This is a genomic window from Streptomyces luteolus, from assembly GCF_029968015.1.
Classification (GTDB): domain Bacteria; phylum Actinomycetota; class Actinomycetes; order Streptomycetales; family Streptomycetaceae; genus Streptomyces; species Streptomyces luteolus.
The window spans coordinates 237,941-262,688 of sequence record NZ_JASCIS010000001.1; the positions used below are offsets into that span (position 1 = coordinate 237,941).

A 24,748-nucleotide genomic window follows, 5' to 3' on the forward strand; every position below is an offset into this window, starting at 1 on the left:
GCCGGGGGCAGTGGTCGATCACGTAAGAGGCATTCACGTAAGAGGCATTAAGGGGTTCTCACTGTGCGATCCATATGGAACGGCGCCATCTCCTTCGGCCTGGTCAGCATCCCGATCAAGCTCGTCAACGCCACCGAGAACCACAACGTCTCCTTCCGTCAGATCCACACCACCGACGGCGGCCGGATCCGCTACCGCAAGGTCTGCGAAGTGGACGAGAAGGAGGTCTCGGCCGCCGAGATCGGCAAGGGGTACGAGGACGCCGACGGCTCGATCATCCCCATCACGGAGGAGGACCTGGCGTCGCTCCCCATCCCGACGGCCAAGACCATCGAGATCGTCGCCTTCGTGCCGCAGGAACGGATCGATCCGCTCCAGATGGACGCCGCGTACTACCTGGCCGCGAACGGCGTCCCGGCCGCCAAGCCGTACACGCTGCTGCGCGAGGCGCTCAAGCGCAGCAAGAAGGTCGCCGTGGCCAAGTTCGCCCTGCGCGGCCGGGAACGCCTCGGCATGCTGCGCGTCGTCGACGAGGCGATCGCCATGCACGGCCTGCTCTGGCCGGACGAGATCCGCGCCCCGCAGGACGTCGCCCCCGACACCCAAGTGACCGTACGGGACGCGGAGTTGGACCTCGCCGACGCCCTGATGGAGACCCTCGGCGAGGTCGACCTGGAGACCCTGCACGACGACTACCGCGAGGCCGTCGAGGAGATGATCTCCGCGAAGGTCGAGGGCACCGAACCCGCGAAGGCGCCCGAGGCGGCCCCCGGCGGCGGCAAGGTGATCGACCTGATGGCCGCCCTGGAGAGCTCGGTCGCGGCGGCCCAGGCGGCCCGCGGCGAGGAGGCGGAACCGGCGAAGGTCACGCCCATCAGCCGTACGCGCAAGAAGGCGCAGGCGACTCCGAAGGCGGGGGCGACCCCGAAGGCCGTGGGCGGAAAGAAGTCCACGGCTTCGGGCGCGAAGAGGTCGGCATCGAAGACGGCATCGAAGACGGCCTCGTCCTCGACGAAGAAGTCCACCTCGACGGCGGCCAAGAAGACCTCGGCGACGAAGAAGACGGCGGCGGCGAAGAAGGCCGGGGCGGCGAAGAAGTCCACCGCGGCCGCCACGTCGCGCAAGAAGACGTCGGCGTAAGGGCCCGCCGCTCAGGTCGCCGCACGGGGCGCCACCCCGATGACCACGGTGGCTCCGAACTCCGCATCGGCCACGACCCGAGCGACAAGCCCTCCGTCCACCATGGCCCGCGCGGTCCGGTCCGCCTGCCGCTCACTGGTCTCGATCAGCAGCCGCCCGCCGGGGGCGAGCCACGCGCCGGCCTCGGCGGCCACCCGCCGCTGCACCTCGACCCCGTCGCCCCCGCCGTCGAGCGCGACGAGCGGCTCGTACTCCCGCGCCTCGGCCGGCAGCAGCCCGATCTCGCCGCTGGGTACGTACGGGGCGTTCACGACGAGCACGTCCACCCGCCCCCGCAGCCGCTCGGGCAACCCCGCGTACAGATCGCTCACGTACACCTGCCCGCCGACCCGGGCGAGATTGCGCCGCGCACAGGCCACGGCGACGGGGTCGATATCGGCGGCGTGCACCTCCCCGACCGGGCGGCCCGCCGCGACGGCGAGGCCGAGCGCGCCGCTCCCGCAGCAGAGATCGAGTACGACCCCCTGCTCGGGCAGCACGTCGAGCGCCTGCCGCACCAGAAACTCCGTACGCCGCCGCGGCACGAACACCCCGGCCTGGACGCCGACCCGCAGCCCGCAGAACTCGGCGAACCCGACCACCTGCTCCAACGGCAGCCCGCGCACCCGCTGTTCGACCATGACGCGGACGTCGCCCTCGTCCCGGGCCACGCAAAAAATGAGCCGAGCCTCGTCCTCGGCGAACACACAACCGGCCCGCCGCAGTTGATCGACGACGGAGGACGAGACAGCGGACGAGACATCGGTGTGAGAGGGAGAAACCATGAAGGACATGCACCTTTACGCGAAGTGAAAGGGCACCCTCAAGGCCGCCGCCACCCGGCGGCCACACCACGACGAGGAAAGAGCACCCGACTTGCTGCAGCGTTGATGGGTCTCACCTCCCGTTGCCTGATCACTGCGTGGACAAGCAACCCTACCGGAGCGGCGCCGTCTCACCCGGACACACAGTCGCGGAGCCGATCCAGCAACTCGCGGGCGACGGGGCTCTCGGCGTCGAAGCCCTGGAACCGCAGCTCCGCGGAGAGGCCGTCCGCCCAGGTGCGGGCGGAGTGGCAACGGAAGCAGAGAGCGACCTCGAAAAGCAGCCCGACACCGCTGTGCGCCCGCAGGCCCCAACCCGGCAGAAAACAGCGGTGGTTGTCGCCGCCCGGCAGCTCACCCACGCGGGTCAGTGCCTGTCGGGCCTGCTCGCCGCCCCAGATGGCCACGTCCTCGCCGACCAGCCGATCCCACCGCAAGGCCCCCGCCGGGTCGCCGATCCGGACGACTTCGAGCAGCTCGGTCTTCTCGTACGCGAGGGGCAGCAGCATGCGCCCAGCGTCGCAGACCGAGCAACATGTTCCCGGTGCCGAACCTCTGGTTCGTACCTAGGCCGCGGACCGCACCGCGGAGATGTCGAACTGCAGCCGCACCTTCTCGCTCACCATCGTGCCGCCCGCGGCGAGCCGCTGGTTGTAGACGAGCCCCCAGTCGGTGCGGTCGATGGTGGTGGTCCCGTCGAATCCCGCCCGCTCGTAGCCGAAGGGGTCAAGGACCGAGCCGAGGTAGTCGAGCTGCAGGTCGACGGGCCGGGTCACGTCGCGGATGGTGAGGTTCCCCGTCATACGGAAGCTCTCCCCGCCCTCGTGCACGGCGGAGGTGGAGCGGAACGCCATCTCCGGGAAGCGGTTCGCGTCGAAGAAGTCCGTACCGACGAGATGCGCGTCCCGCTGATCGACCCCGGTGTCCACACTCGCGACCCGGATGACGAGCTCGGCCCGCGACTCGGAGGGCCGGTCCCCGTCGAAGTACAGGGCGCTGTCGTAGTCACCGAACGCACCCCGCACGGTCGTGACCATCGCGTGCCGCACGGAGAACCCGATCCGGCTGTGCGGCGCGTCGATGCTCCAGTGCCCGGTCAGCGCCCGAAGAGCAGGATCGAGCGCAACACCACCGACCGGGGCCCCCTCGGCCTGCGGCCGCTCGACGGTGGCGGTCTGACGACGGCTGAATATGCCCATGAGGCCGTACTCTCCTTCGAATCTGGTTACGCAGTGTTACACGCCCCGCGCAGACTCTAGGCAGACTCCAGGGAGCGAGATGGGCGCCGACGTCCGTCTTCCATGGCCCGGGCAGCAAAGAAGCACAAGATCGACATGATGTGAACGCACCCTCGGGCGGCGACTGGTCACGCATAGTGAGGGGGCTGGTCCTGTGCCCGGCCGTCACGGGCACAGGCGTCAGGAGATAACGAAAAAGACCCCGCACTCAGCGTTCGCTGATGGCGGGGTCTTCGGCACCTGATCCAAGGTGCCCCCGGCAGGATTCGAACCTGCGCACACGGCTCCGGAGGCCGTTGCTCTATCCCCTGAGCTACGGGGGCGTTCACCGCGGCTGGCGCGGCGACGGGTAGAACCCTACCAGCTTCACGAGGGTGGCCAGGAACGGGTATTTGGGCGGGTGGTCGGGGGCGGTGCGTCAAGGTGGGAGGGGGTGTACCCCCTCCGGGGCGGAAGTAGGGAAAACCCGGACGCGGGGGTGGTCGCGGTCCTACTCTCGAGTTGTGCCAGGGGCGTCCGGCCGGGTGCTTGTTGTGGATGACAACAAGGTGATCCGGCAGCTGATCAGGGTCAATCTCGAACTTGAGGGCTTCGAGGTCGTGACCGCGGCCGACGGTGCCGAGTGCCTGGACGTCGTCAAGCAGGTGCGCCCCGATGTGATCACCCTGGACGTCGTGATGCCCCGGCTCGACGGGCTGCGGACGGCCGCGCTGCTGCGTTCCGAACCGTCGACGCGGGCCGTGCCGGTGGCGATCATCAGCGCCTGTGGGCAGTACGAGGTGGAGAGCGCCCTCGCCGTAGGGGTCGACGCCTTCCTGAGCAAGCCCTTCGAGCCGGCCGAACTCCTCAGGGTCGTACGGCAGTTGAGGCAGCACGGGCGGCGGGGAGAGGCCGACGGGGAGCGGACCGAAGGGGCCGGCGGGCGCACCCGGCGGTGACCGGACGGGCGGAGCGGGGCCGGGCCCGCCGTCCACATCGCAAGAAGACAGCGAAACCGGTTCGCCTACCCACCCCCCTCCTCCCATACGCTTGTCCCGTGACCCCCGCCGACCTCTCCCGTACCGTGCTGCGCGCCGTGCGCCGCGCTGTCGAGGACGAGAAGCTGAGCGTGGTCGTCCCGGCACGCGTCGTGGTCGAGCGGCCGCGGCCCGGCGGGCGCGGGGACTTCGCCTGCAACGTCGCGCTGCAACTCGCGGGGCCTGCCGGACGCCCGCCGCGCGAGGTCGCCGAGCTGCTGAGCACGGCACTCGCGGACGAGCCGGGCATCGCTGACGTCGAGATCACCGGCCCCGGCTTTCTGAACTTCACCCTCGGCGACACCAGCGGCAGCCAGGTCGTACGAGACGTCCTCGCCCGGCGCGAGGCCTACGGGCGCGCTGATCTGCTCGCCGGGCGGGAATTCGGCTTCGCGCCCGTGGACGAGACGCGGGCCGGGATCGTCACCGACGCCGTCGTACGGCTGCTTCGCACGCTCGGCGCGCGCGCCGGGGTCGTCCCCGGAGGAGACCGGACGCCGCGCGTCGCGCCCGTACCGCGCGGCGCGGGAGACGTGTTCGAGCGGTACGGGGCGGACGCCGCCCGGTGGGCGATGCTGAGCGGCCCGGCGCAGGAGACCCCGCGCTTCACGGACGCGCTGCTCGCCCAGACCGAGGACAACCCGCTGTTCCGGGTGCGGTACGCGCACGCGCGGGTGCGGGCCCTGCTCCGCAACGCCGCCGAGCTCGGGTTCGCCCCGGAGCCGACGGAAGCGGAATCGGAGCCGGCGGAAGCGGAAGTGGACGGGCCGCTCCTCGCCTTCCTCGCCGACCACCCCTCCGTACTCGAAGCCGCCGCCCACCACCGCGCCCCCGACCGGCTCGCGCGGCACCTCGTGGGCGGGGCCGATGCCGTACTCGCGTACCAGCACACCGTCCTCCCGCTCGGCGACGAGAAACCCTCGGCCGCCCACCGGGCCCGGCTCGCGCTCGCCGAAGCCGCCGGGACGGTGCTCGCCGGCGGCCTGACCCTGCTCGGAATCAGCGCACCCGAACATCTGTGAGAGAGACCGCATCATGAGCCGTTCCGCACACCCCGCCGGGCCCCGTCACGCCGATGTCCTGCCCGAAGGCCACTGGACCGCGCCGCCCGCCGACCTCAACGCCCTCGACGCGAAGGTCTGGTCGCGCACCGTCGAGCGCGACACCGAGGGCGCCGTCAGCGTCGGCGGCATCGAAGTCGCCCGGCTCGCCGAGGAGTTCGGCACCCCGGCGTACTTCCTCGACGAGGACGACTTCCGCGCCCGCTGCCGCGCCTGGCGGGACGCGTTCGGCACCGAGGCCGACGTCTTCTACGCCGGCAAGGCCTTCCTGTCCCGCGCCATCGTGCGCTGGCTGCAGGAGGAAGGGCTCAACCTCGATGTGTGTTCCGCCGGCGAGCTGACCACCGCGCTCGCCGCGGGCATGCCCGCCGAGCGGATCGCGTACCACGGCAACAACAAGAGCCCCGAGGAGATCGAGCGGGCCGTCGAGGCGGGCGTCGGGCGGATCGTGCTCGACTCCTTCCAGGAGATCGTGCGGGTCGCGCACACCGCCGAGCGGCTCGGCAAGCGCCAGCGCGTGCAGATCCGCGTGACCGTCGGCGTCGAGGCGCACACCCATGAGTTCATCGCCACCGCCCACGAGGACCAGAAGTTCGGCATCGCGCTCGCGGGCGGCCAGGCCGCCGAGGCCGTACGACGGGCGCTCAAGCTGGACGGCCTTGAGCTGATCGGCATCCACTCGCACATCGGCTCGCAGATCTTCGACATGGCCGGCTTCGAGGTCTCCGCGCGCCGCGTCGTGCAGCTGCTCGCCGAGGTGCGGGACGAGCACGGCGTCGAGCTGCCCGAGATCGACCTCGGCGGCGGCCTCGGCATCGCGTACACCTCGGACGACGACCCGCGCGAGCCGCACGAGATCGCCAAGGCGCTCGGCGAGATCGTGACGCGGGAGTGCGAGGCCGCGGGCCTTGCCACGCCCCGCATCTCGGTCGAGCCGGGCCGCGCCATCGTCGGCCCGACCGCCTTCACGCTCTACCGCGTCGGCACGGTGAAGCCGCTGGAAGGCCTGCGGACGTACGTGTCCGTGGACGGCGGCATGTCCGACAACATCCGCACCGCGCTCTACGACGCCGAGTACACCGTGGCCCTCGTGTCGCGCCGCTCCGACGCCGAGCCGATGCTGGTGCGGGTGGTCGGCAAGCACTGCGAGAGCGGTGACATCGTGGTGAAGGACGCGTTCCTGCCCGCGGACCTGGCACCCGGCGACCTGATCGCGGTGCCGGCGACGGGGGCGTACTGCCGCTCCATGGCGAGCAACTACAACCACGCGCTGCGCCCGCCGGTCGTCGCCGTCAAGGACGGTGAGGCCCGAGTGATCGTGCGGCGTGAGACGGAGGAGGATCTCCTGCGTCTGGACGTCGGATGACCGAGGTCCGGCGGGGCGGGACCGACCGCCCCGTGAAATTTCCGTCTCACGATCCGGACCGAGGGTAGAAACCTCGTTCCGGTGGGTGAGACTGGTGCAACCGTAGATGTAATGAGAAGTGAGGTCGGATGATGCGTACGCGTCCGCTGAAGGTCGCGCTGCTTGGCTGCGGGGTTGTCGGCTCCGAGGTGGCGCGCATCATGACGACGCACGCCGACGACCTCGCGGCCCGGATCGGCGCCCCGGTGGAGCTGGCGGGCGTGGCCGTCCGCCGCCCCGACCGGGTGCGCGAGGGCATCGACAAGGAACTCGTCACCACCGACGCCACCGCCCTGGTCAAACGGGGCGACCTGGACGTCGTGGTCGAGATGATCGGCGGCATCGAGCCCGCTCGTGCGCTGATCACCACCGCGTTCGAGCACGGTGCCTCGGTCGTCTCGGCCAACAAGGCGCTGCTCGCCCAGGACGGCGCGGCCCTGCACGCCGCCGCCGAGGAGAACGGCCGGGACCTCTACTTCGAGGCCGCCGTCGCCGGTGCCATCCCGCTGATCCGGCCGCTGCGCGAGTCCCTCGCCGGAGACAAGATCAACCGCGTCATGGGCATCGTCAACGGCACCACGAACTTCATCCTCGACAAGATGGACTCGACCGGCGCCGGCTACCAGGAGGCGCTCGACGAGGCCACCGCCCTCGGATACGCCGAGGCCGACCCGACGGCCGACGTCGAGGGCTTCGACGCCGCCGCGAAGGCCGCGATCCTGGCCGGTATCGCCTTCCACACGCGCGTGCGCCTGGACGACGTGTACCGCGAGGGCATGTCCGAGGTCACCGCCGCCGACTTCGCGTCCGCGAACGAAATGGGCTGCACCATCAAGCTGCTCGCGATCTGCGAGCGCGCCGCCGACGGCGCGTCCGTCACCGCCCGCGTCCACCCCGCGATGATCCCGCTCAGCCACCCGCTGGCCTCGGTCCGCGAGGCGTACAACGCGGTGTTCGTGGAGTCCGACGCGGCCGGGCAGCTGATGTTCTACGGCCCCGGCGCGGGCGGCGCCCCCACCGCCTCCGCGGTCCTCGGCGACCTCGTGGCCGTCTGCCGCAACAAGCTCGCCGGTGCCACCGGGCCCGGCGAATCCGCGTACACCCGCCTGCCGGTGAGCCCGATGGGCGAGGTCGTGACGCGGTACCACATCAGCCTCGACGTGGCCGACAAGCCGGGCGTCCTCGCCCAGGTCGCGACGGTCTTCGCCGAGCACGGCGTATCGATCGATACGGTGCGCCAGCAGGGGAAGGACGGCGAGGCATCGCTCGTCGTCGTCACCCACCGCGCAGCGGACGCCGCCCTCACCGGCACCGTCGACGCTCTGCGGCAGCTCGACACCGTGCGTGGTGTCGCCAGCATCATGCGTGTTGAAGGGGAGTAGAGGAACGATGGGTATGCAGCCCGCCATCCGCACCGGCGCCCACCAGTGGCGCGGGATCATCGAGGAGTACCGCGACCGTCTCCCCGTCACCGAGACGACGCCCGTGGTCACGCTCGGCGAGGGCGGCACTCCGCTCGTCCGCGCAGAGGTCCTGTCCGAGCTCACCGGCTGCGAGGTGCACCTGAAGGTCGAGGGTGCCAACCCCACCGGTTCGTTCAAGGACCGCGGCATGACCATGGCCATCACCAAGGCCAAGGAGGAGGGCGCGAAGGCCGTCATCTGCGCCTCCACCGGCAACACCTCCGCCTCCGCCGCCGCGTACGCGGGCAAGGCCGGCGTGGTCAGCGCCGTCCTCATCCCGCAGGGCAAGATCGCCATGGGCAAGCTGGGCCAGGCCCTGGTGCACGGCGCGAAGATCCTCCAGGTCGACGGCAACTTCGACGACTGCCTGGTGCTCGCCCGCGGCCTGAGCGAGAACTACCCGGTGGCGCTGGTGAATTCGGTCAACCCGGTCCGTATCGAGGGCCAGAAGACCGCCGCGTTCGAGATCGTGGACCGGCTCGGCGACGCCCCCGACATCCACGTCCTGCCGGTCGGCAACGCCGGCAACATCACGGCCTACTGGCGCGGCTACAAGGAGTACGCGGCCGACGGCCTCAGCTCGCACACGCCGCGCATGTGGGGCTTCCAGGCCTCCGGTTCGGCGCCGATCGTGCGCGGCGAGGTCGTCAAGGACCCCTCGACGATCGCCACCGCGATTCGCATCGGCAATCCCGCGTCCTGGTCCTTCGCGGAGGCCGCGCGGGACGAGTCGGGCGGCTTCATCGACGAGGTCACGGACCGTCAGATCCTGCGCGCCTACAAGCTGTTGGCCTCCCGTGAGGGTGTCTTCGTGGAGCCCGCGTCGGCCGCGTCGGTCGCCGGTCTGCTGAAGGCCGCCGAGGACGGCAGGCTCGACAAGGGGCAGCGCATCGTCTGCACGGTCACCGGCAACGGCCTCAAGGACCCGGACTGGGCGGTCGCCGGCGCCCCGCAGCCGGTCACGGTCCCGGTCGACGCCGCGGCCGCGGCTGAGCGCCTCGGCCTGGCGTAACTCCCCGTGCGAGTGGCGCCTGTTGGGGGCATCCCTTCGAGCGGATGCCCCTTCGGGCATAGCCCGCATTCCCGTACAGGGGGTGCACAGGGGGCTTACGACACGCATCGTGCGCCTCCTGTGCGCCCTATGTCGCCACTCAACCTTCCTTCGATAGGCTGTACCGAACCCGCCCCGCCGCATGTGCCGCGGTGCCGCCGGTAGCGGCCTTCGGGTATTTCCGTAACTCTGTCGTTCCCCTTGCGAATCACGAACTCGCAGCTCAACAAGGAGAGTCATCGAGCCGATGGCCGGTCCCGCCTTCCGCGCCGCCGCCGTCCGGGTGCGCGTCCCCGCCACCAGCGCCAACCTCGGCCCGGGCTTCGACGCCCTGGGCCTGTCGCTGGGTCTGTACGACGACGTCGTGGTCAGGGTGGCCGATTCCGGTCTGCACGTCGACATCGCAGGGGAGGGCTCCGACACCCTCCCGCGCGACGAGAAGCATCTGCTCGTACGCTCCCTGCGCACCGCGTTCGACCTGCTCGGCGGGCAGCCCCGCGGCCTCGAAGTGGTCTGCGCCAACCGCATTCCGCACGGCCGCGGTCTCGGCTCCTCGTCCGCCGCCATCTGCGCCGGCATCGTCGCCGCGCGGGCCGTGACCATAGGCGGTGACGCCAAGCTCGACGACACCGCGCTGCTCGAGCTCGCCACCGAGATCGAGGGGCACCCGGACAACGTCGCCGCCTGCCTGCTCGGCGGCTTCACGCTCTCCTGGATGGAGGGCGGATCGGCGCGCGCGATCAGGATGGACCCCGCCGATTCCGTCGTACCGGTGGTTTTCGTACCCGGCAAGCCGGTACTCACCGAGACCGCCCGCGGACTGCTGCCGCGCACCGTCCCGCACGTGGACGCGGCGGCCAACGCCGGCCGGGCCGCCCTGCTCGTCGAGGCGCTCACCCGGCGCCCCGAGCTGCTGCTCGCGGCCACCGAGGACCGGCTGCACCAGGAGTACCGCGCCCCCGCCATGCCTTCGAGCGCCGCCCTGGTGGAGCGGCTGCGCGCGGACGGCGTCCCCGCGGTCATCTCCGGCGCGGGCCCGACGGTCCTGGCGCTGGCCGAGCGCAGTGCGGCCGACAAGGTCGCACTCCTCGCGGGCGAGGGCTGGGCGGCCAACCGCCTCGCCCTCGACGCGACAGGTGCGAGCGTGCTGCCGCTTGCGCCCTGATACGCGAATGCCGGAGCAAGAGAGGGGGAATATTTGTTGGATCCGGTAGTGTTAACCTCAAGTCTGCACCAGACGCCTGCACGGCGTGGTGCCTCGTGTCCCTGTCAGGTAAGCAGGGGACAGACCTTCTTCCGGGAGCCCCCGAACTGCTCGATGCCACGCATCGAGTGGCATTGAGCACGCTCCGGAGCCGGTGTGAAACCGAGCAGAGTGACCCAGCACGACCGGTGTCACGGATTCGGGAAGCGCCGTCACCAATGAATTCTTCCGCCACTTCCGGCGGGACCACCGCCCCGGCAGGTCCGCACCACACAGGCACCCGCCGGACAGCACAACCGGTCGCCGAGCCAGACAGGCCGACGTCCGCTCCAGGGAAGGACCCTTCGTGAGCGACACCACCGATCTGATGGGCGTGACTGCCGACAACGCGGTCGACACCGCCGGCGCGCCCGCCACGGACGCCTCTGCCGCGCCTGCCACCGGTGCTTCGGCCGGCACGCGGCGGCGCCGCGGCACCGGCCTCGAGGGCATGGTGCTGGCCGAGCTTCAGCAGGTCGCATCGGGCCTCGGGATCAGGGGCACCGCGCGTATGCGCAAGAGCCAGCTGATCGACGTCATCAAGGAGGCGCAGGCCGCCGGAGGCTCCGCCCCGGCCAAGTCGACGGGTGACGCCGAGACCAAGCCCAAGCGCCGGGCCACCTCCAAGGCCCGTACCGGCGAGGCCGAGAGCGCCGAGAGCGCGAAGGCCGAGAAGGCCGAGAAGCCCGCCAAGGCGGAGAAGGCCGAGAAGCCGGCCGCCCAGCAGCAGATCGACATCCCGGGCCAGCCGGCCTCCGACGACGCCCCCGCCGGCGAGCGCCGCGGCCGCCGTCGCGCCACCGCCGAGGCCGGTGCCCCGGAGGGCCAGGCCGAGTCGAAGTCCGAGGCGAAGAGCGAGGCTTCGGACTCCCGTGCCGAGGGCGCCGCCGACAGCGCCGAGGGCCGCGGCCGTGACCGCGACCGGGGCGAGCGCGGTGACCGCGGCAACCGCCGCGACCGCGACCGCAACCGCCGCAACAAGGGCGACGACCAGGGTGGCCAGGGCGGCAACCAGGGCCGTAAGGAGCAGGGCGGCGGTGGCGGCCGTCAGGACCGTCAAGACCGCCAGGATGACGACGAGTTCGAGGGTGGCAGGCGCGGTCGCCGCGGCCGCTACCGCGACCGTCGTGGCCGTCGCGGCCGTGACGACGTGGGCGAGCCGCAGCTGTCCGAGGACGACGTCCTGATCCCCGTCGCGGGCATCCTGGACATCCTCGACAACTACGCGTTCATCCGTACGTCGGGCTACCTGCCCGGCCCGAACGACGTGTACGTCTCCCTCGCCCAGGTCCGCAAGAACGGTCTGCGCAAGGGCGATCACGTCACCGGCGCGGTCCGTCAGCCCAAGGACGGCGAGCGGCGCGAGAAGTTCAACGCCCTCGTCCGCCTCGACTCCGTGAACGGCATGGCGCCCGAAACCGGCCGCGGCCGCCCGGAGTTCACCAAGCTGACGCCCCTGTACCCGCAGGAGCGGCTGCGTCTGGAGACCGACCCGGGCATCCTGACCACGCGGATCATCGACCTCGTGTCGCCGATCGGCAAGGGCCAGCGAGGCCTGATCGTGGCGCCGCCGAAGACCGGCAAGACCATGATCATGCAGGCGGTCGCCAACGCGATCACGCACAACAGCCCCGAGTGCCACCTCATGGTCGTCCTCGTCGACGAGCGGCCCGAGGAAGTCACCGACATGCAGCGGTCGGTGAAGGGCGAGGTCATCTCCTCGACCTTCGACCGCCCCGCCGAGGACCACACCACCGTCGCCGAGCTGGCCATCGAGCGCGCCAAGCGTCTCGTGGAGCTGGGTCACGACGTGGTCGTCCTGCTCGACTCGATCACCCGCCTCGGCCGTGCGTACAACCTCGCGGCCCCGGCCTCCGGGCGCATCCTGTCCGGTGGTGTCGACTCGACCGCGCTGTACCCGCCGAAGCGCTTCTTCGGTGCCGCGCGGAACATCGAGGACGGCGGCTCGCTGACCATCCTCGCCACCGCGCTCGTCGAGACCGGCTCGCGCATGGACGAGGTGATCTTCGAGGAGTTCAAGGGCACCGGCAACATGGAGCTCAAGCTCGACCGGAAGCTCTCGGACAAGCGCATCTTCCCGGCCGTCGACGTCGACGCCTCCTCCACCCGCAAGGAGGAGATCCTCCTGAACGGCGAGGAGTTGAACATCGTCTGGAAGCTGCGCCGGGTGCTGCACGCGCTCGACTCGCAGCAGGCGATCGAGCTGCTCCTCGACAAGATGAAGCAGACGAAGTCGAACGCCGAGTTCCTGATGCAGATCGCCAAGACCACGCCCACCCCGGGCAACGGCAACGACTGATCGGGCCCCGCGCTCAAGGTCCCGCCCCCTGCCACGGTTCGTGGCAGGGGGCGGGACCTTTGTCGTACGCCGTGGTGACGAGGAGGTCACGCGAGACCTTTGCCACAGGTCAGCGGCCTCTCAGAAGCGGCTCGCGAGGCCCGCTCCGTACCGTGACCGTGCAGGTGGGAGGGGATGTCCGGCGGCTCGGACGCAGGGCCGCGGCCGGGCGGCTCGGACCCTTCGGCCGTACGGAGCGCTTAACGCCCTGTGCAACCCTTTTTCGGGATTCGACGTCTGACCAGTGGATGCACCAAAGCGTCACGTTCGGTGGCGTCGAGCCGTCAGACCCTGAGAGCAGGGGGTACCCGACGACCGAGGACTGAGGAGCACATGGCCGACGAGAGCGACGATCCCAGTACGGTGCGGCGCCGACGCGACAAGGGCGCCACCGGACGGCGCCGCAAGCCCCGCAAGCGCAGCAAGGCCCTGGTGGTCACCGCCTGGGTCGCGGCTTCCGTGGTCCTCGCCGGAGGCATCGGGCTCGGCGTCGTCTACTTCAAGCTGAACGGCAACATCACGGGCGTCGACATCAACGCCGCACTCGGCACCGACCGGCCCGACGACGTCGACAACGGCTCGATGGACATCCTCGTCCTCGGCTCCGACTCCCGCGACGGCGCGAACTCCAAGTACGGCGGCTCCGGCCAGGAGGGCGAGCGCTCCGACACCGCGATGGTCGTGCACGTCTACGAGGGCCACAAGAAGGCCAGCGTGGTCTCCATACCCCGCGACACCATGGTGACCAGGCCCGAGTGCGAGACCGACGCCGGGACGACCGACCCGGGCGGCCCGCACCACATGTTCAACGAGTCGTACTCGGTGGGCGGCCCGGCCTGTGCCGTGAAGACCGTCGAGAAGATGTCCGGCATCCGCATGGACCACTACCTCGAGGTCGACTTCACCGGCTTCAAGAAGCTCATCAATGAGCTCGGCGGCGTGGACGTCACCACCAAGAAGGACATCTCCGACCCGGACAGCCACCTGAACCTGGCGGCCGGCACCCACACGCTCGACGGCGAGCAGGCCCTCGGCCTGGTCCGTACCCGGCACGCGGTGGGCGACGGCGGAGACCTCGGCCGAATACAGCTCCAGCAGGCCTTCATCAAGGCGCTGCTCGACCAGGTCAAGGACGTCGGCGTCTTCACCAACCCGAAGAAGCTCTACGACCTCGCGGACACGGCGACGCAGACCGTCACCACCGACTCCGAGCTCGACGACGTCAAGAGCCTGATCGGCTTCGCCGACAGCCTCAAGGGCATCGAGTCGAACGACATGAAGATGGTGACGCTCCCCGTCACGTACGACCCGAACGACCCGAACCGCGTCATACCGCTGGAGAAGCACGGCAAGCAGGTCTGGGACGCCCTGCACGACGACAAGCGGATTCCGGCCTCGGCGACGAAGGGTTCTGCGGGTGACCAGGGGGATGCGGGCAGCGTGGTCGAGTAGGCACCGTCACGGGGGCCAGCCCCCAGCCCCCCCAGCCCCCCTGCTCCTCAATCGCCGGAGGGGCTGATTTCGCCCCCGGGAATAGTTCCCACCCCCACCCCGTTTTGGGGGATGCGGCCCAGTCCTGGCAGACTGGTACGTCGGCCCCGGTTCACGCACCCGCATCCCGCGTCTGCGACCCGGCGCCCTCCCGAAACTAGGAGACACCTTGAAGCGCGACATCCACCCCGAGTACTTCGAGACCCAGGTCAGCTGCACCTGCGGCGCGGAGTTCACCACCCGCAGCACGATCTCCAGCGGCACCGTCCGCGCCGAGGTCTGCTCCGAGTGCCACCCGTTCTACACGGGCAAGCAGAAGATCCTCGACACCGGTGGCCGCGTGGCCCGCTTCGAGGCCCGCTTCGGCAAGGCCGCCGGCTCCGCCAAGAAGTAGCGAGCCACAGCGCCGGTCCTCGGTCGCTCCCGCCCAGGGGCGACCAGGACCGGCGTTTTTGGTCGCACCCTTCCCCTTCACGTACAGGAGCCCGGAGATGTTCGAGGCGGTCGAGGAACTGATCGGTGAGCACGCCGATCTCGAGAAGCAGCTCGCCGACCCTTCGGTCCACGCGGACCAGGCCAACGCGCGCAAGCTCAACAAGCGCTACGCCGAGCTGACCCCGATCGTCGCCACGTACCGCTCCTGGAAGCAGACCGGGGACGACATCGGCACGGCCCGTGAACTGGCCGCCGACGACCCGGAGTTCGCCGCCGAGGTCAAGGAGCTAGAGGAGCAGCGCGAGGAGCTCACCGAGAAGCTGCGCCTGCTGCTCGTGCCGCGCGACCCGTCCGACGACAAGGACGTCCTCCTGGAGATCAAGGCGGGCGCGGGCGGTGACGAGTCGGCGCTGTTCGCCGGTGACCTCCTTCGGATGTATCTGCGGTACGCGGAGCGCATCGGCTGGAAGACCGAGATCATCGACTCCACCGAGTCCGAGCTGGGCGGGTACAAGGACGTCCAGGTCGCCGTGAAGACCAAGGGCAACGCCACGCCCGAGCCGGGGAACGGCGTCTGGGCGCGGATGAAGTACGAGGGCGGGGTGCACCGCGTGCAGCGCGTGCCGTCGACCGAGTCGCAGGGCCGCATCCACACCTCCGCCGCCGGTGTGCTCGTCACGCCCGAGGCCGAGGAGGTCGACGTCGAGATCCACGCCAACGACCTGCGGATCGACGTGTACCGCTCGTCCGGGCCCGGCGGCCAGTCCGTCAACACCACGGACTCCGCCGTACGCATCACGCACGTCCCGACCGGTGTGGTCGCCTCCTGCCAGAACGAGAAGTCCCAGCTGCAGAACAAGGAGCAGGCGATGCGTATCCTGCGCTCCAGGCTGCTCGCCGCGGCGCAGGAGGAGGCCGAGAGCAAGGCCGCCGACGCCCGTCGCAGCCAGGTCCGCACGGTCGACCGCTCCGAGAAGATCCGTACGTACAACTTCCCGGAGAACCGGATCTCCGACCACCGGGTGGGCTTCAAGGCGTACAACTTGGACCAGGTGCTCGACGGCGACCTGGACGCGGTCATCCAGGCCTGCGTCGACGCGGACTCCGCGGCGAAGCTCGCGGCCGCGCAGTAACCCTCAGCAAGGCCCAGGCAAAAGCACCCATCGGCACGTACTGCAGCACCGGAGGACCAGCGTGCAGCGACATTCTGGGGAGCGACCCCCGAGCCCCCGCAGCGTGCTGCTCGCGGAAGTGGCTCAGGCCACGCAGCGGCTTGCGGACGCCGGCGTGCCCTCGCCGCGCTTCGACGCCGAGGAGCTCGCCGCGTTCGTGCACGGCGTCAAGCGGGGCGAACTGCACCACGTGAAGGACGCCGACTTCGACGCCCGCTACTGGGAGGCCGTCTCCCGCCGCGAGGCCCGCGAGCCGCTCCAGCACATCACCGGGCGGGCCTTTTTCCGCTACCTCGAACTCCAGGTGGGGCCCGGCGTGTTCGTGCCCCGGCCGGAGACCGAGTCGGTGGTCGGCTGGGCGATAGACGCCGTGCGCGCCATGGACGTGGTCGAACCCCTGATCGTCGACCTGTGCACGGGCTCCGGGGCCATCGCGCTCGCCATGGCCCAGGAGGTGCCGCGCTCCCGGGTGCACGCCGTGGAGCTGTCCGAGGACGCGCTGCGGTGGACCCGTAAGAACGTCGAGGGGACGCGGGTCCGGCTGCACCGCGGGGACGCGCTGGCCGCGCTGCCCGACCTGGACGGCCAGGTCGACCTGGTCATCTCGAACCCGCCGTACATCCCGCTCACCGAGTGGGAGTACGTCGCGCCCGAGGCCCGCGACCACGACCCGGAGCTCGCCCTGTTCTCCGGCGAGGACGGGCTCGACACCATCCGCGGCCTGGAGCGCACCGCGCACCGGCTGCTCCGGCCCGGCGGCGTCGTCGTCATCGAGCACGCCGACACCCAGGGCGGCCAGGTGCCGTGGATCTTCACCGAGGAACGGGGCTGGGCCGACGCAGCCGACCACCCCGACCTGAACAACCGGCCGCGGTTCGCGACCGCCCGCAAGGCGCTGCCGTGACCGAACGACCGCAGATCACCGAGAAGTTGTACGCGTACGAGGAGGCTCGCTAAATGGCACGGCGATACGACACGAACGACGCGACCGACCGCGTGACCGGTCTGCGCGAGGCCGCGTCCGCCGTCCGCCGAGGCGAGCTGGTCGTGCTGCCCACGGACACGGTCTACGGGATCGGCGCCGACGCCTTCTCGGCCGAGGCCGTGGCGGACGTCCTCGCCGCCAAGGGCCGGGGCCGCAACATGCCCACGCCCGTGCTGATCGGCTCCCCGAACACGCTGCACGGCCTCGTCACGGACTTCTCCGAGATGGCCTGGGAGCTCGTCGACGCGTTCTGGCCGGGCGCCCTCACGCTAGTCGCCAAGCACCAGCCCTCGCTGCAGTGGGACCTCGGGGACACCCGTGGCACCGTCGCGATCCGGATGCCGCTGCACCCGGTCGCCATCGAGCTGCTCACCGAGGTCGGCCCGATGGCGGTGACGTCGGCGAACCTCACCGGGCACCCGGCGCCGGAGGACTGCGACGCCGCGCAGGAGATGCTGGGCGACTCCGTCTCCGTGTACCTGGACGGCGGGCCGACGCCCGGCATCGTGCCCTCCTCCATCGTGGACGTCACCGGCAAGGTGCCCGTACTCCTTCGCGCGGGCGCGCTCGACGCCGACGAGCTCCGCAAGGTGGTACCCGACCTCGAGGTGGCCAATTGACGGCCCCCGAGGGGCGTGGCATAGCGAGCTTCCCCGAAACGTTTCCCGGCGCTCTCGCCGGGCCCACGGACAGCTTCCGCATCCTCCACGTCAGCACCGGCAACGTCTGCCGCTCGCCGATCACCGAGCGGCTGACCCGTCATGCCCTGGCGCACCGCCTCGGCGACCTCGACACCCGCGGCCTGATCGTGGAGAGCGCGGGCACCTGGGGGCACGAGGGCGCCGCCATGGAGACCAACGCGGCGACGGTCCTCTCCGACTTCGGGGCGGACTCGACCGGCTTCATCGGCCGTGAGCTGCTCGACGAGCACGTCATCCGCGCCGACCTGGTCCTCACGGCGACCCGCGACCACCGGGCGCAGGTCGTCTCGATGGGCCACAGCGCGGGCCTGCGGACGTTCACGCTGAAGGAGTTCACGCGGCTCGTCCGCGCCATAGATCCGGCGACCCTGCCGGACCCGCTGGACGACGGCGTCCTGGAGCGCGCCCGAGCGCTCGTACGGGCCGCGGCCGCGCTGCGCGGCTGGCTGCTCGCCCCGAGCGCGGAGGCGGACGAGGTGCACGATCCGTACGGCGCTCCGCTGCCGTTCTTCCGCTCCATCGGCGACGAGATCAACCAGGCGTTGGACCCGGTCGTGACGGCCCTCACGGGGGTTCCGGCGGCGGAGTTGCCAGCGTAGGGGTGCCACGATAGGGGCGCGGGGAACTGCGCGACCAGCCACGACGGCGCCGCAGCCGAACGACGAAGCCGACGGCAGTCCTTCGGGAAGGGGCGGGGCGGGGAGAAGGAGCCCGCAGGGCGAGAGGCGACGCCGCGCGGGGCGTGGGACGGCGGCCTACATTGGACCCAGGATCCCTCTCCCCGCCGGAGTCGATGATGCCGGTCACCTCCGCGGCCCCGGCCGCCGCCGCACCCGTACGCCCCTTCGGGCCCGATGTCGACGCGCTGCGCCGGCAGGACCCCGAGCTGGCGGAGATCCTCGTCGCCGAACTGGAACGCCAGTCGGACGGCCTGCAGTTGATCGCCGCCGAGAACTTCACCTCGACCGCGGTCCTCACCGCGCTCGGCTCACCGCTCGCGAACAAGTATGCCGAGGGCTACCCCGGCTCCCGCCACCACGGCGGCTGCGAGTTCGTCGACGTGGCCGAGCGCATCGCCGTGGACCGCGCCACGGCCCTGTTCGGCGCCGAGCACGCCAACGTGCAGCCGCACTCCGGCTCCTCTGCGGTGCTCGCCGCGTACGCCGCGCTCCTTCGCCCCGGCGACACGGTGCTCGCGATGGGCCTGCCGCACGGCGGCCACCTCACGCACGGCTCGCCCGCGAACTTCTCCGGCCGCTGGTTCGAGTTCGTCGGCTACGGCGTGGACGCCGAGAGCGGCCTGATCGACTACGAGCAGATCCTCGCCCTCGCCCGCACGCACCGGCCGAAGGCCGTGGTCTGCGGCTCGATCTCGTACCCGCGGCACATCGACTACTCCGCGTTCCGGGACATCGCCGACGACGTGGGCGCCTATCTGATCGCCGACGCCGCCCACCCCATGGGCCTGGTCGCCGGGGGAGCGGCGCCCAGCCCGGTGCCGTACGCGGATGTGGTGTGCGCCACCACACACAAGGTGCTGCGCGGGCCGCGCGGCGGGATGCTGCTGTGCGGCGGCGACCTCGCCGAGCGTATCGACCGCGCCGTGTTCCCTTTCACACAGGGCGGCGCCCAGATGCACACGATCGCCGCGAAGGCGGTCGCGTTCGGCGAGGCGGCCACCCCGGCGTTCACGACGTACGCGCACAAGGTGGTCGCCAACGCCCGTGCCCTGGCAGCAGAGTTGACGGCGCGCGGCCTGGTGATCACCACCGGCGGCACCGACACCCACCTGCTCACCGCCGACACCGGCCGCTACGGACTCGACGCCCGCACCGCCCGCGGCCGCCTCGCCGCCGCAGGCCTGGTCCTCGACACCTGCGCCCTGCCGCACGGCGACGTCCGCGGCCTGCGCCTGGGCACGGCGGCCGTCACCACGCAGGGCATGGGTACGGAGGAGATGACGCGGATCGCGGAGCTGTTCGCCGCGGCCCTGCGCTCGGACGCGGAACCGAACCGGCTGCGGGGTGAGGTGCGGGAGCTCGTACGACGGTTCCCGCCGTATCCGAGCCGTTAGCCGCTAGCCGCTGCCGCTAGCCGCTGGCGGGCGTCGTGGACCGGCGCATCGTGGGCGGTATCCGTGGGGATCCGGGGTAGGCGCAGCGAGGTGGACAGGGACTCGTGCAACCATCGTCGCTACCCGGAAGTCCTCAACCGTATGCGCGCGAAGCTAGGGTGTGGGGCTGAGATGGCCAGCGATACCTGTGGGGAAGCCCGTGCGTGAATATCTGCTGACGCTCTGCGTCACGGCAGCGGTCACCTATCTGCTGACCGGGCCGGTGCGGAAGTTCGCCATCGTCGCCGGTGCGATGCCGGAGATCCGTGCGCGTGACGTGCACCGGGAACCGACCCCGCGGCTCGGCGGCATCGCGATGTTCTTCGGCCTGTGCGCGGGCCTGCTCGTCGCGGACCATCTGCAGAACCTCAACGAGGTCTTCGAGAACTCCAACGAACCGAGAGCACTGCTCTCCGGGGCCGCCGTCATCTGGCTGATCGGTGTCCTGGACGACAAGTTCGAGATCGATGCCCTGATCAAGCTGGGCGGCCAGATGATCGCCGCCGGCGTGATGGTCATGCAGGGTCTGACGATCCTGTGGCTGCCGGTGCCGGGTGTGGGATCGGTCTCCCTGAGCGACCAGCAGGGCACGCTCCTGACGGTCGCCCTGGTCCTGATCACCATCAACGCCGTGAACTTCGTGGACGGCCTCGACGGCCTGGCCGCGGGCATGGTCTGCATCGCGGCGGCGGCGTTCTTCCTGTACGCGTACCGCATCTGGTTCAGCTACGGCATCGAGTCGGCCGCCCCGGCCACACTGTTCGCGGCGATCCTGATGGGCATGTGCCTGGGCTTCCTGCCGCACAACATGCACCCCGCCCGGATCTTCATGGGCGACTCGGGCTCGATGCTGATCGGCCTCGTGCTCGCGGCCGGCGCGATCTCCATCACGGGTCAGGTCGACCCGGACGCGATGAACCTCTTCGCCGGCTCCGAGCGCTCCGCCGTGCACCAGACAGTGCCGGTCTACATTCCGCTGCTGCTGCCCCTGACGATCATCGCGGTGCCCGCCGCGGACCTGATCCTCGCGGTCGTACGCCGCACCTGGCGCGGCCAGTCGCCGTTCGCCGCCGACCGGGGCCACCTGCACCACCGGCTCCTGGAGATCGGCCACTCGCACAGCCGGGCCGTCCTGATCATGTACTTCTGGTCGGCGCTGATCGCCTTCGGCGCCCTGGCGTACTCGGTGCACTCGGCGTCGATGTGGATCGTCCTGGTGGTCGTGGTGCTGAGCTTCGTGGGCCTGGTCCTGCTGCTGCTGCCGCGCTTCACGCCGCGTACGCCACGCTGGATGGAGGCGTTCGTGCCGCCTCGGTACCGACGGGGGCGGGGGGCCGCGGAGGCGGCGGAGTCCGCCGAAGCCGCCGAGCCGTCCGGGGACGCCGGTGAACCGGCCTCGGATGCGGCCGCCGCACGGCGGCCTGCGGTACGCGGCGGGGGCTCCACGGCGATCGGCGGCCGCTCCCGTTACGCGGAAGAAACATCCGCGCCGGACCACTCCCGCGTCTAGCCGCCGCCAAACAGTGCCAATACCAGACAACTCGGGCGCATGCGCGCGCAGACGCGCGCATTAACTCTCATGTGTGACGGCTGGCACACTAGGTGGGTAAAGACCTCATCAAATAGTTTGTGATACCGTTCACGAGATCCCGGGGTAGGGCCGAAGGACCGTAGTGCGACGGTCGGTTGGCCATCAGGAGCTCTCCGTTCCCGGGCTTACGCTCGTCCATGACGACAACTCGTCCCCTTCTTCAGTAAGTGGAGCTGCCGCCATGCAGTCCAATGACGCCCGAACTCTCGTGCCCATTGTCGTGCCCACCGTCGCCGTCGGCGTGATCGCCGCCGTCGTCAGTGCAATCGTCGCGGGCGGCAAGGGAGCGCTCGGTGCTGTCGTCGCGACGGCGGTGGTGTGCCTCTTCATGGGGCTCGGGATTCTCGGCCTCCAGTTCACGGCCAAGCACTTTCCGCATCTGTTCCAGGCGATGGGCCTCGTGCTCTACGTCGTGCAGTTGCTGGTGTTGTTCGCGTTCGTCGCCGTCTTCAAGGACACCACTCTCTTCGACCCCAAGACATTCGCCGTGACGATCATCGTCACTGCCGTCGCATGGGTTGCCGCTCAGGCTCGCGCCCACCTCAAGGCGAAGATTTTCTACGTCGACCCCGACTCTTCGGACGCCACGAAGAACCAGAAGTCGGGGTCCTCGTCATGAGGGGTAGGGCCGGGATAAAGAGCCGTAAGAACTCCTGCTATCGTCCGGTGCCAACTGCGGCACTGCGGGCGCGGGCACATGAGCTGACGCCTGCTTCATCGCGAGGCTCAACGCCTGACTGCCGCCCCCATATCCGAAACACCAGACCGGTGCCGACTCGCGGCTGCACGCCGCGCCGACACAACGAGGTTGCCGTACTTATGCGTCACGCCGAAGGAGCCCGCGGTGAGTGCTGACCAGACCCAGCTCGCCTTTGACTGGAGCTGCCGCATCATGTCCGACAACGGATGTGGCTTCCCGGCGCCGGGCCTGCACTCATTCCTCTTCAAGCCGATGTTCACCGTCGGTGGCTTCGAGTTCAACAAGGTGATGCTGCTCGCGCTCGTCACCACGCTGCTCGTGGTCACGTTCTTCACCCTTGCGTTCGGCAAGGCGAAGGTTGTTCCGGGCAAGCTGCAGATGATGGGCGAGGCGGGCTACGACTTCGTACGCCGCGGAATCGTCTACGAGACCATGGGCAAGAAGGACGGCGAGAAGTACGTCCCGCTCATGGTGTCGCTGTTCTTCTTCATCTGGATCATGAATGTCTGGTCCGTGATCCCACTGGCCCAGTTCCCGGTCTCGTCGATCATCGCGTACCCCGCGGTGCTCTCCGCGATCGTCTACGTCACCTGGGTCTCCGTGACCTTCAAGCGCCACGGCTTCGTCGGCGGCTGGAAGAACGTCACCGGGTTCGACAACTCGCTCGGCCCGGTCAAGTGGCTCGTGTCCGCCATCGAGCTCTTCTCGAACCTCCTCGTGCGCCCCTTCACGCACGCGGTCCGGCTCTTCGCCAACATGTTCGCCGGTCACCTGATGCTGGTGATGTTCACCGTCGCCTCCTGGTACCTGCTGAACAGCTGGATGATCCCGGCGGCCGGCGTGTCCTTCGCCATGACGATGGCCATGATCGTCTTCGAACTTTTCGTGCAGGCCGTCCAGGCGTACGTCTTCGTGCTCCTCGCCTGCTCGTACCTTCAGGGCGCGCTCGCCGAGCACCACTGAGCCAATCCGCCCGCACAACCCCCCAGATCGCCCGGTGGCCAACCCCCACCGGTCCTTGAAAGAGAAGGAAGTAACGGCATGTCCGCGACCATCGAACTCGCCGCCGTCACCGGATCCCTCGGCTCCATCGGCTACGGCCTCGCCGCCATCGGCCCCGGCATCGGCGTCGGCATCGTGTTCGGTAACGGCACGCAGGCCCTGGCCCGTCAGCCCGAGGCCGCCGGCCTGATCCGCGCCAACCAGATCCTCGGCTTCGCGTTCTGTGAGGCGCTCGCCCTCATCGGCATCGTTCTGCCGTTCGTCTACGGCACGTGAGCTGAGCCCTCACTGACCACGTTTCGACGAAAGGCACTGACGTGATCGACAGCATGATTCAGCTGGCGGCCGGGGAAGAGCAGAGCCCGCTCATCCCGCCGGGCCCCGAGCTGCTCGTCGGCACCATCGCCTTCGCTATCGTCTTCTTCTTCTTCTGGAAGAAGCTCCTCCCGAACATCAACAAGGTTCTGGAGCAGCGCCGGGAAGCGATCGAAGGCGGCATTGAGAAGGCCGAGGCCGCCCAGACCGAGGCCCAGAGCGTGCTCGAGCAGTACAAGGCTCAGCTCGCCGAGGCTCGGCACGAGGCCGCGCGACTGCGCCAGGAGGCGCAGGAGCAGGGTGCTCAGCTCATCGCCGAGATGCGCTCCGAGGGCCAGCGGCAGCGTGAGGAGATCATCGCTGCCGGCCACGCGCAGATCGCGGCGGACCGCAAGGCCGCTTCGCAGTCGCTGCGCCAGGACGTCGGCCAGCTGGCCACCACCCTGGCCGGCAAGCTCGTCGGCGAGTCCCTCGAGGACCACGCCCGGCAGAGCCGCACCATCGACCGCTTCCTCGACGAGCTCGAGGAGAAGGCCGAGGCCGCGCGATGAACGGAGCGAGCCGCGAGGCACTGGCTGCCGCACGAGAGCGTCTCGACGCGCTGACCGACAACACGTCGGTGGACGCGACCGCGCTCGCGGACGAGCTGGCCGCCGTCACCGCGCTGCTCGACCGCGAGGTGTCGCTGCGTCGGGTCCTGACCGACCCGGCGCAGGCCGCTGAGGCGAAGGCCGAGCTCGTGGGCCGGGTGCTCGGTGGGCAGGTCTCCGCCGAGACCGCCGACCTGGTGGCAGGCGTCGTCCGCTCCCGCTGGTCGCAGTCGCGTGACGTGGTGGACGCCCTCGAGGAACTGGCGAACGTGGCGGACCTCACCGCCGCCCAGCGCGCCGGCAAGCTCGACGACGTCGAGGACGAGCTGTTCCGCTTCGGGCGGATCGTCTCCTCCAGCACCGAGCTGCGGGCCGCGCTGACCAGCCGTACTGCCGCCCGGTCGGCCAAGGGCGAGCTGCTGCGCAGCCTGCTCGGCGGCCGCGCGGAGGCGGCCACGGAGCGGCTGATCGTGCGCCTTGTGACCCTGCCGCGTGGACGTAGCCTGGAAGCGGGACTCGAGTCCCTGTCCAAGCTCGCCGCGGACCGCCGGGACCGCACGGTCGCGATCGTCACCTCGGCCGTGCCGCTGTCCGACGGGCAGAAGCAGAAGCTGGCGGGTTCGCTGGCCAAGCTGTACGGCCGGCAGATGCACCTCAACCTCGACGTGGACCCCGAGGTCCTCGGCGGGATCAGGGTGCAGGTGGGCGACGAGGTCATCAACGGCTCCATCGCGGACCGGCTCGAGGACGCGAGCCGCCGGATGGCCGGCTGACGACCACGCGGTCGACCCGGGCGTACTGCTCGGCGAATCAA

General features: G+C 70.2%; 24 protein-coding genes and 1 tRNA gene. 21 read left to right on the forward strand and 4 right to left on the reverse strand.

Features of this window, described 5'->3' with window-relative positions:
• The first annotated feature begins 63 nt into the window (after positions 1–63).
• The gene (gene ku, locus QIT00_RS01070; RefSeq protein ID WP_282533083.1) at positions 64–1,140 is read left to right on the forward strand and encodes a non-homologous end joining protein Ku; all 1,077 of its coding nucleotides are present in this window, start codon (positions 64–66) and stop codon (positions 1,138–1,140) included.
• An 11-nt stretch (positions 1,141–1,151) separates the two neighbouring features.
• Here ku and QIT00_RS01075 read toward each other — a convergent pair whose 3' ends face one another.
• The 4 genes from QIT00_RS01075 to QIT00_RS01090 all read right to left on the reverse strand — a co-directional run bounded on the left by QIT00_RS01075 (position 1,152) and on the right by QIT00_RS01090 (position 3,564).
• On the reverse strand, positions 1,152–1,973 hold the full coding sequence (locus QIT00_RS01075; RefSeq protein ID WP_408909685.1) for a putative protein N(5)-glutamine methyltransferase: 822 nt from the start codon (positions 1,971–1,973) through the stop codon (positions 1,152–1,154).
• A gap of 161 nt (positions 1,974–2,134) precedes the next feature.
• Positions 2,135–2,512 carry a hypothetical protein gene (locus QIT00_RS01080; RefSeq protein WP_282533085.1) on the reverse strand — a complete coding sequence of 126 codons (378 nt, stop codon included), beginning with the start codon at positions 2,510–2,512 and terminating at the stop codon, positions 2,135–2,137.
• A gap of 57 nt (positions 2,513–2,569) precedes the next feature.
• Positions 2,570–3,202, reverse strand: a complete 633-nt coding sequence (locus QIT00_RS01085; RefSeq protein ID WP_282533086.1) for a YceI family protein — start codon at positions 3,200–3,202, stop codon at positions 2,570–2,572.
• 290 nt (positions 3,203–3,492) lie between these two features.
• Positions 3,493–3,564 (reverse strand) — tRNA-Arg (locus QIT00_RS01090).
• 210 nt (positions 3,565–3,774) lie between these two features.
• Here QIT00_RS01090 and QIT00_RS01095 point away from each other — a divergent pair.
• The 20 genes from QIT00_RS01095 to QIT00_RS01190 all read left to right on the forward strand — a co-directional run bounded on the left by QIT00_RS01095 (position 3,775) and on the right by QIT00_RS01190 (position 24,707).
• Complete coding sequence (locus QIT00_RS01095) at positions 3,775–4,179, forward strand: response regulator (RefSeq protein ID WP_408909686.1); 405 nt, start codon at positions 3,775–3,777, stop codon at positions 4,177–4,179.
• A gap of 98 nt (positions 4,180–4,277) precedes the next feature.
• Positions 4,278–5,279, forward strand: a complete 1,002-nt coding sequence (gene nrtL / locus QIT00_RS01100) for an ArgS-related anticodon-binding protein NrtL (protein WP_282533088.1) — start codon at positions 4,278–4,280, stop codon at positions 5,277–5,279.
• 13 nt (positions 5,280–5,292) lie between these two features.
• Positions 5,293–6,684: a diaminopimelate decarboxylase gene (gene lysA / locus QIT00_RS01105; RefSeq protein ID WP_282533089.1), complete on the forward strand. Its 1,392-nt coding sequence runs from the start codon at positions 5,293–5,295 to the stop codon at positions 6,682–6,684.
• A 128-nt stretch (positions 6,685–6,812) separates the two neighbouring features.
• Entirely contained in the window at positions 6,813–8,105 is a 1,293-nt protein-coding gene (locus QIT00_RS01110) for a homoserine dehydrogenase (protein ID WP_282533090.1), read from the forward strand.
• 13 nt (positions 8,106–8,118) lie between these two features.
• Positions 8,119–9,198, forward strand: coding sequence for a threonine synthase (gene thrC / locus QIT00_RS01115; protein ID WP_282533091.1), 1,080 nt, complete (start codon positions 8,119–8,121; stop codon positions 9,196–9,198).
• Between the two features lie 286 nt (positions 9,199–9,484).
• A complete protein-coding gene (thrB, locus tag QIT00_RS01120) occupies positions 9,485–10,402 on the forward strand; it encodes a homoserine kinase (RefSeq protein WP_282533092.1) in 918 nt (305 codons plus the stop codon).
• A 385-nt stretch (positions 10,403–10,787) separates the two neighbouring features.
• Positions 10,788–12,800, forward strand: a complete 2,013-nt coding sequence (gene rho / locus QIT00_RS01125; protein ID WP_282533093.1) for a transcription termination factor Rho — start codon at positions 10,788–10,790, stop codon at positions 12,798–12,800.
• Between the two features lie 372 nt (positions 12,801–13,172).
• The gene (locus QIT00_RS01130; protein ID WP_282533094.1) at positions 13,173–14,291 is read left to right on the forward strand and encodes an LCP family protein; all 1,119 of its coding nucleotides are present in this window, start codon (positions 13,173–13,175) and stop codon (positions 14,289–14,291) included.
• Positions 14,292–14,499: 208 nt separating this feature from the next.
• Entirely contained in the window at positions 14,500–14,724 is a 225-nt protein-coding gene (gene rpmE / locus QIT00_RS01135) for a 50S ribosomal protein L31 (protein WP_282533095.1), read from the forward strand.
• Positions 14,725–14,821: 97 nt separating this feature from the next.
• Positions 14,822–15,898 (forward strand): peptide chain release factor 1, encoded by a 1,077-nt coding sequence (gene prfA / locus QIT00_RS01140; RefSeq protein WP_282533096.1) that lies wholly within the window; start codon positions 14,822–14,824, stop codon positions 15,896–15,898.
• Between the two features lie 61 nt (positions 15,899–15,959).
• Entirely contained in the window at positions 15,960–16,841 is an 882-nt protein-coding gene (gene prmC / locus QIT00_RS01145) for a peptide chain release factor N(5)-glutamine methyltransferase (protein WP_282533097.1), read from the forward strand.
• Positions 16,842–16,894: 53 nt separating this feature from the next.
• Entirely contained in the window at positions 16,895–17,542 is a 648-nt protein-coding gene (locus QIT00_RS01150; protein ID WP_282533098.1) for an L-threonylcarbamoyladenylate synthase, read from the forward strand.
• The gene (locus QIT00_RS01155) at positions 17,539–18,222 is read left to right on the forward strand and encodes an arsenate reductase/protein-tyrosine-phosphatase family protein (RefSeq protein WP_408909687.1); all 684 of its coding nucleotides are present in this window, start codon (positions 17,539–17,541) and stop codon (positions 18,220–18,222) included. The genes QIT00_RS01150 and QIT00_RS01155 overlap by 4 nt, the downstream gene beginning before the upstream one ends.
• Positions 18,223–18,419: 197 nt before the next feature.
• Positions 18,420–19,697, forward strand: a complete 1,278-nt coding sequence (locus QIT00_RS01160; protein ID WP_282533227.1) for a serine hydroxymethyltransferase — start codon at positions 18,420–18,422, stop codon at positions 19,695–19,697.
• A 199-nt stretch (positions 19,698–19,896) separates the two neighbouring features.
• A complete protein-coding gene (locus tag QIT00_RS01165) occupies positions 19,897–21,246 on the forward strand; it encodes an MraY family glycosyltransferase (protein WP_282533099.1) in 1,350 nt (449 codons plus the stop codon).
• Between the two features lie 262 nt (positions 21,247–21,508).
• The gene (locus QIT00_RS01170) at positions 21,509–21,946 is read left to right on the forward strand and encodes a hypothetical protein (RefSeq protein WP_282533100.1); all 438 of its coding nucleotides are present in this window, start codon (positions 21,509–21,511) and stop codon (positions 21,944–21,946) included.
• 273 nt (positions 21,947–22,219) lie between these two features.
• Positions 22,220–22,990, forward strand: a complete 771-nt coding sequence (atpB, locus tag QIT00_RS01175; protein ID WP_282533228.1) for a F0F1 ATP synthase subunit A — start codon at positions 22,220–22,222, stop codon at positions 22,988–22,990.
• Positions 22,991–23,068: 78 nt separating this feature from the next.
• Positions 23,069–23,305: an ATP synthase F0 subunit C gene (gene atpE, locus QIT00_RS01180; RefSeq protein WP_282533101.1), complete on the forward strand. Its 237-nt coding sequence runs from the start codon at positions 23,069–23,071 to the stop codon at positions 23,303–23,305.
• A 53-nt stretch (positions 23,306–23,358) separates the two neighbouring features.
• Positions 23,359–23,895, forward strand: coding sequence for a F0F1 ATP synthase subunit B (locus tag QIT00_RS01185; RefSeq protein WP_408909696.1), 537 nt, complete (start codon positions 23,359–23,361; stop codon positions 23,893–23,895).
• Positions 23,892–24,707 (forward strand): F0F1 ATP synthase subunit delta, encoded by an 816-nt coding sequence (locus tag QIT00_RS01190; protein ID WP_282533103.1) that lies wholly within the window; start codon positions 23,892–23,894, stop codon positions 24,705–24,707. The genes QIT00_RS01185 and QIT00_RS01190 overlap by 4 nt, the downstream gene beginning before the upstream one ends.
• Positions 24,708–24,748 lie beyond the last annotated feature (41 nt).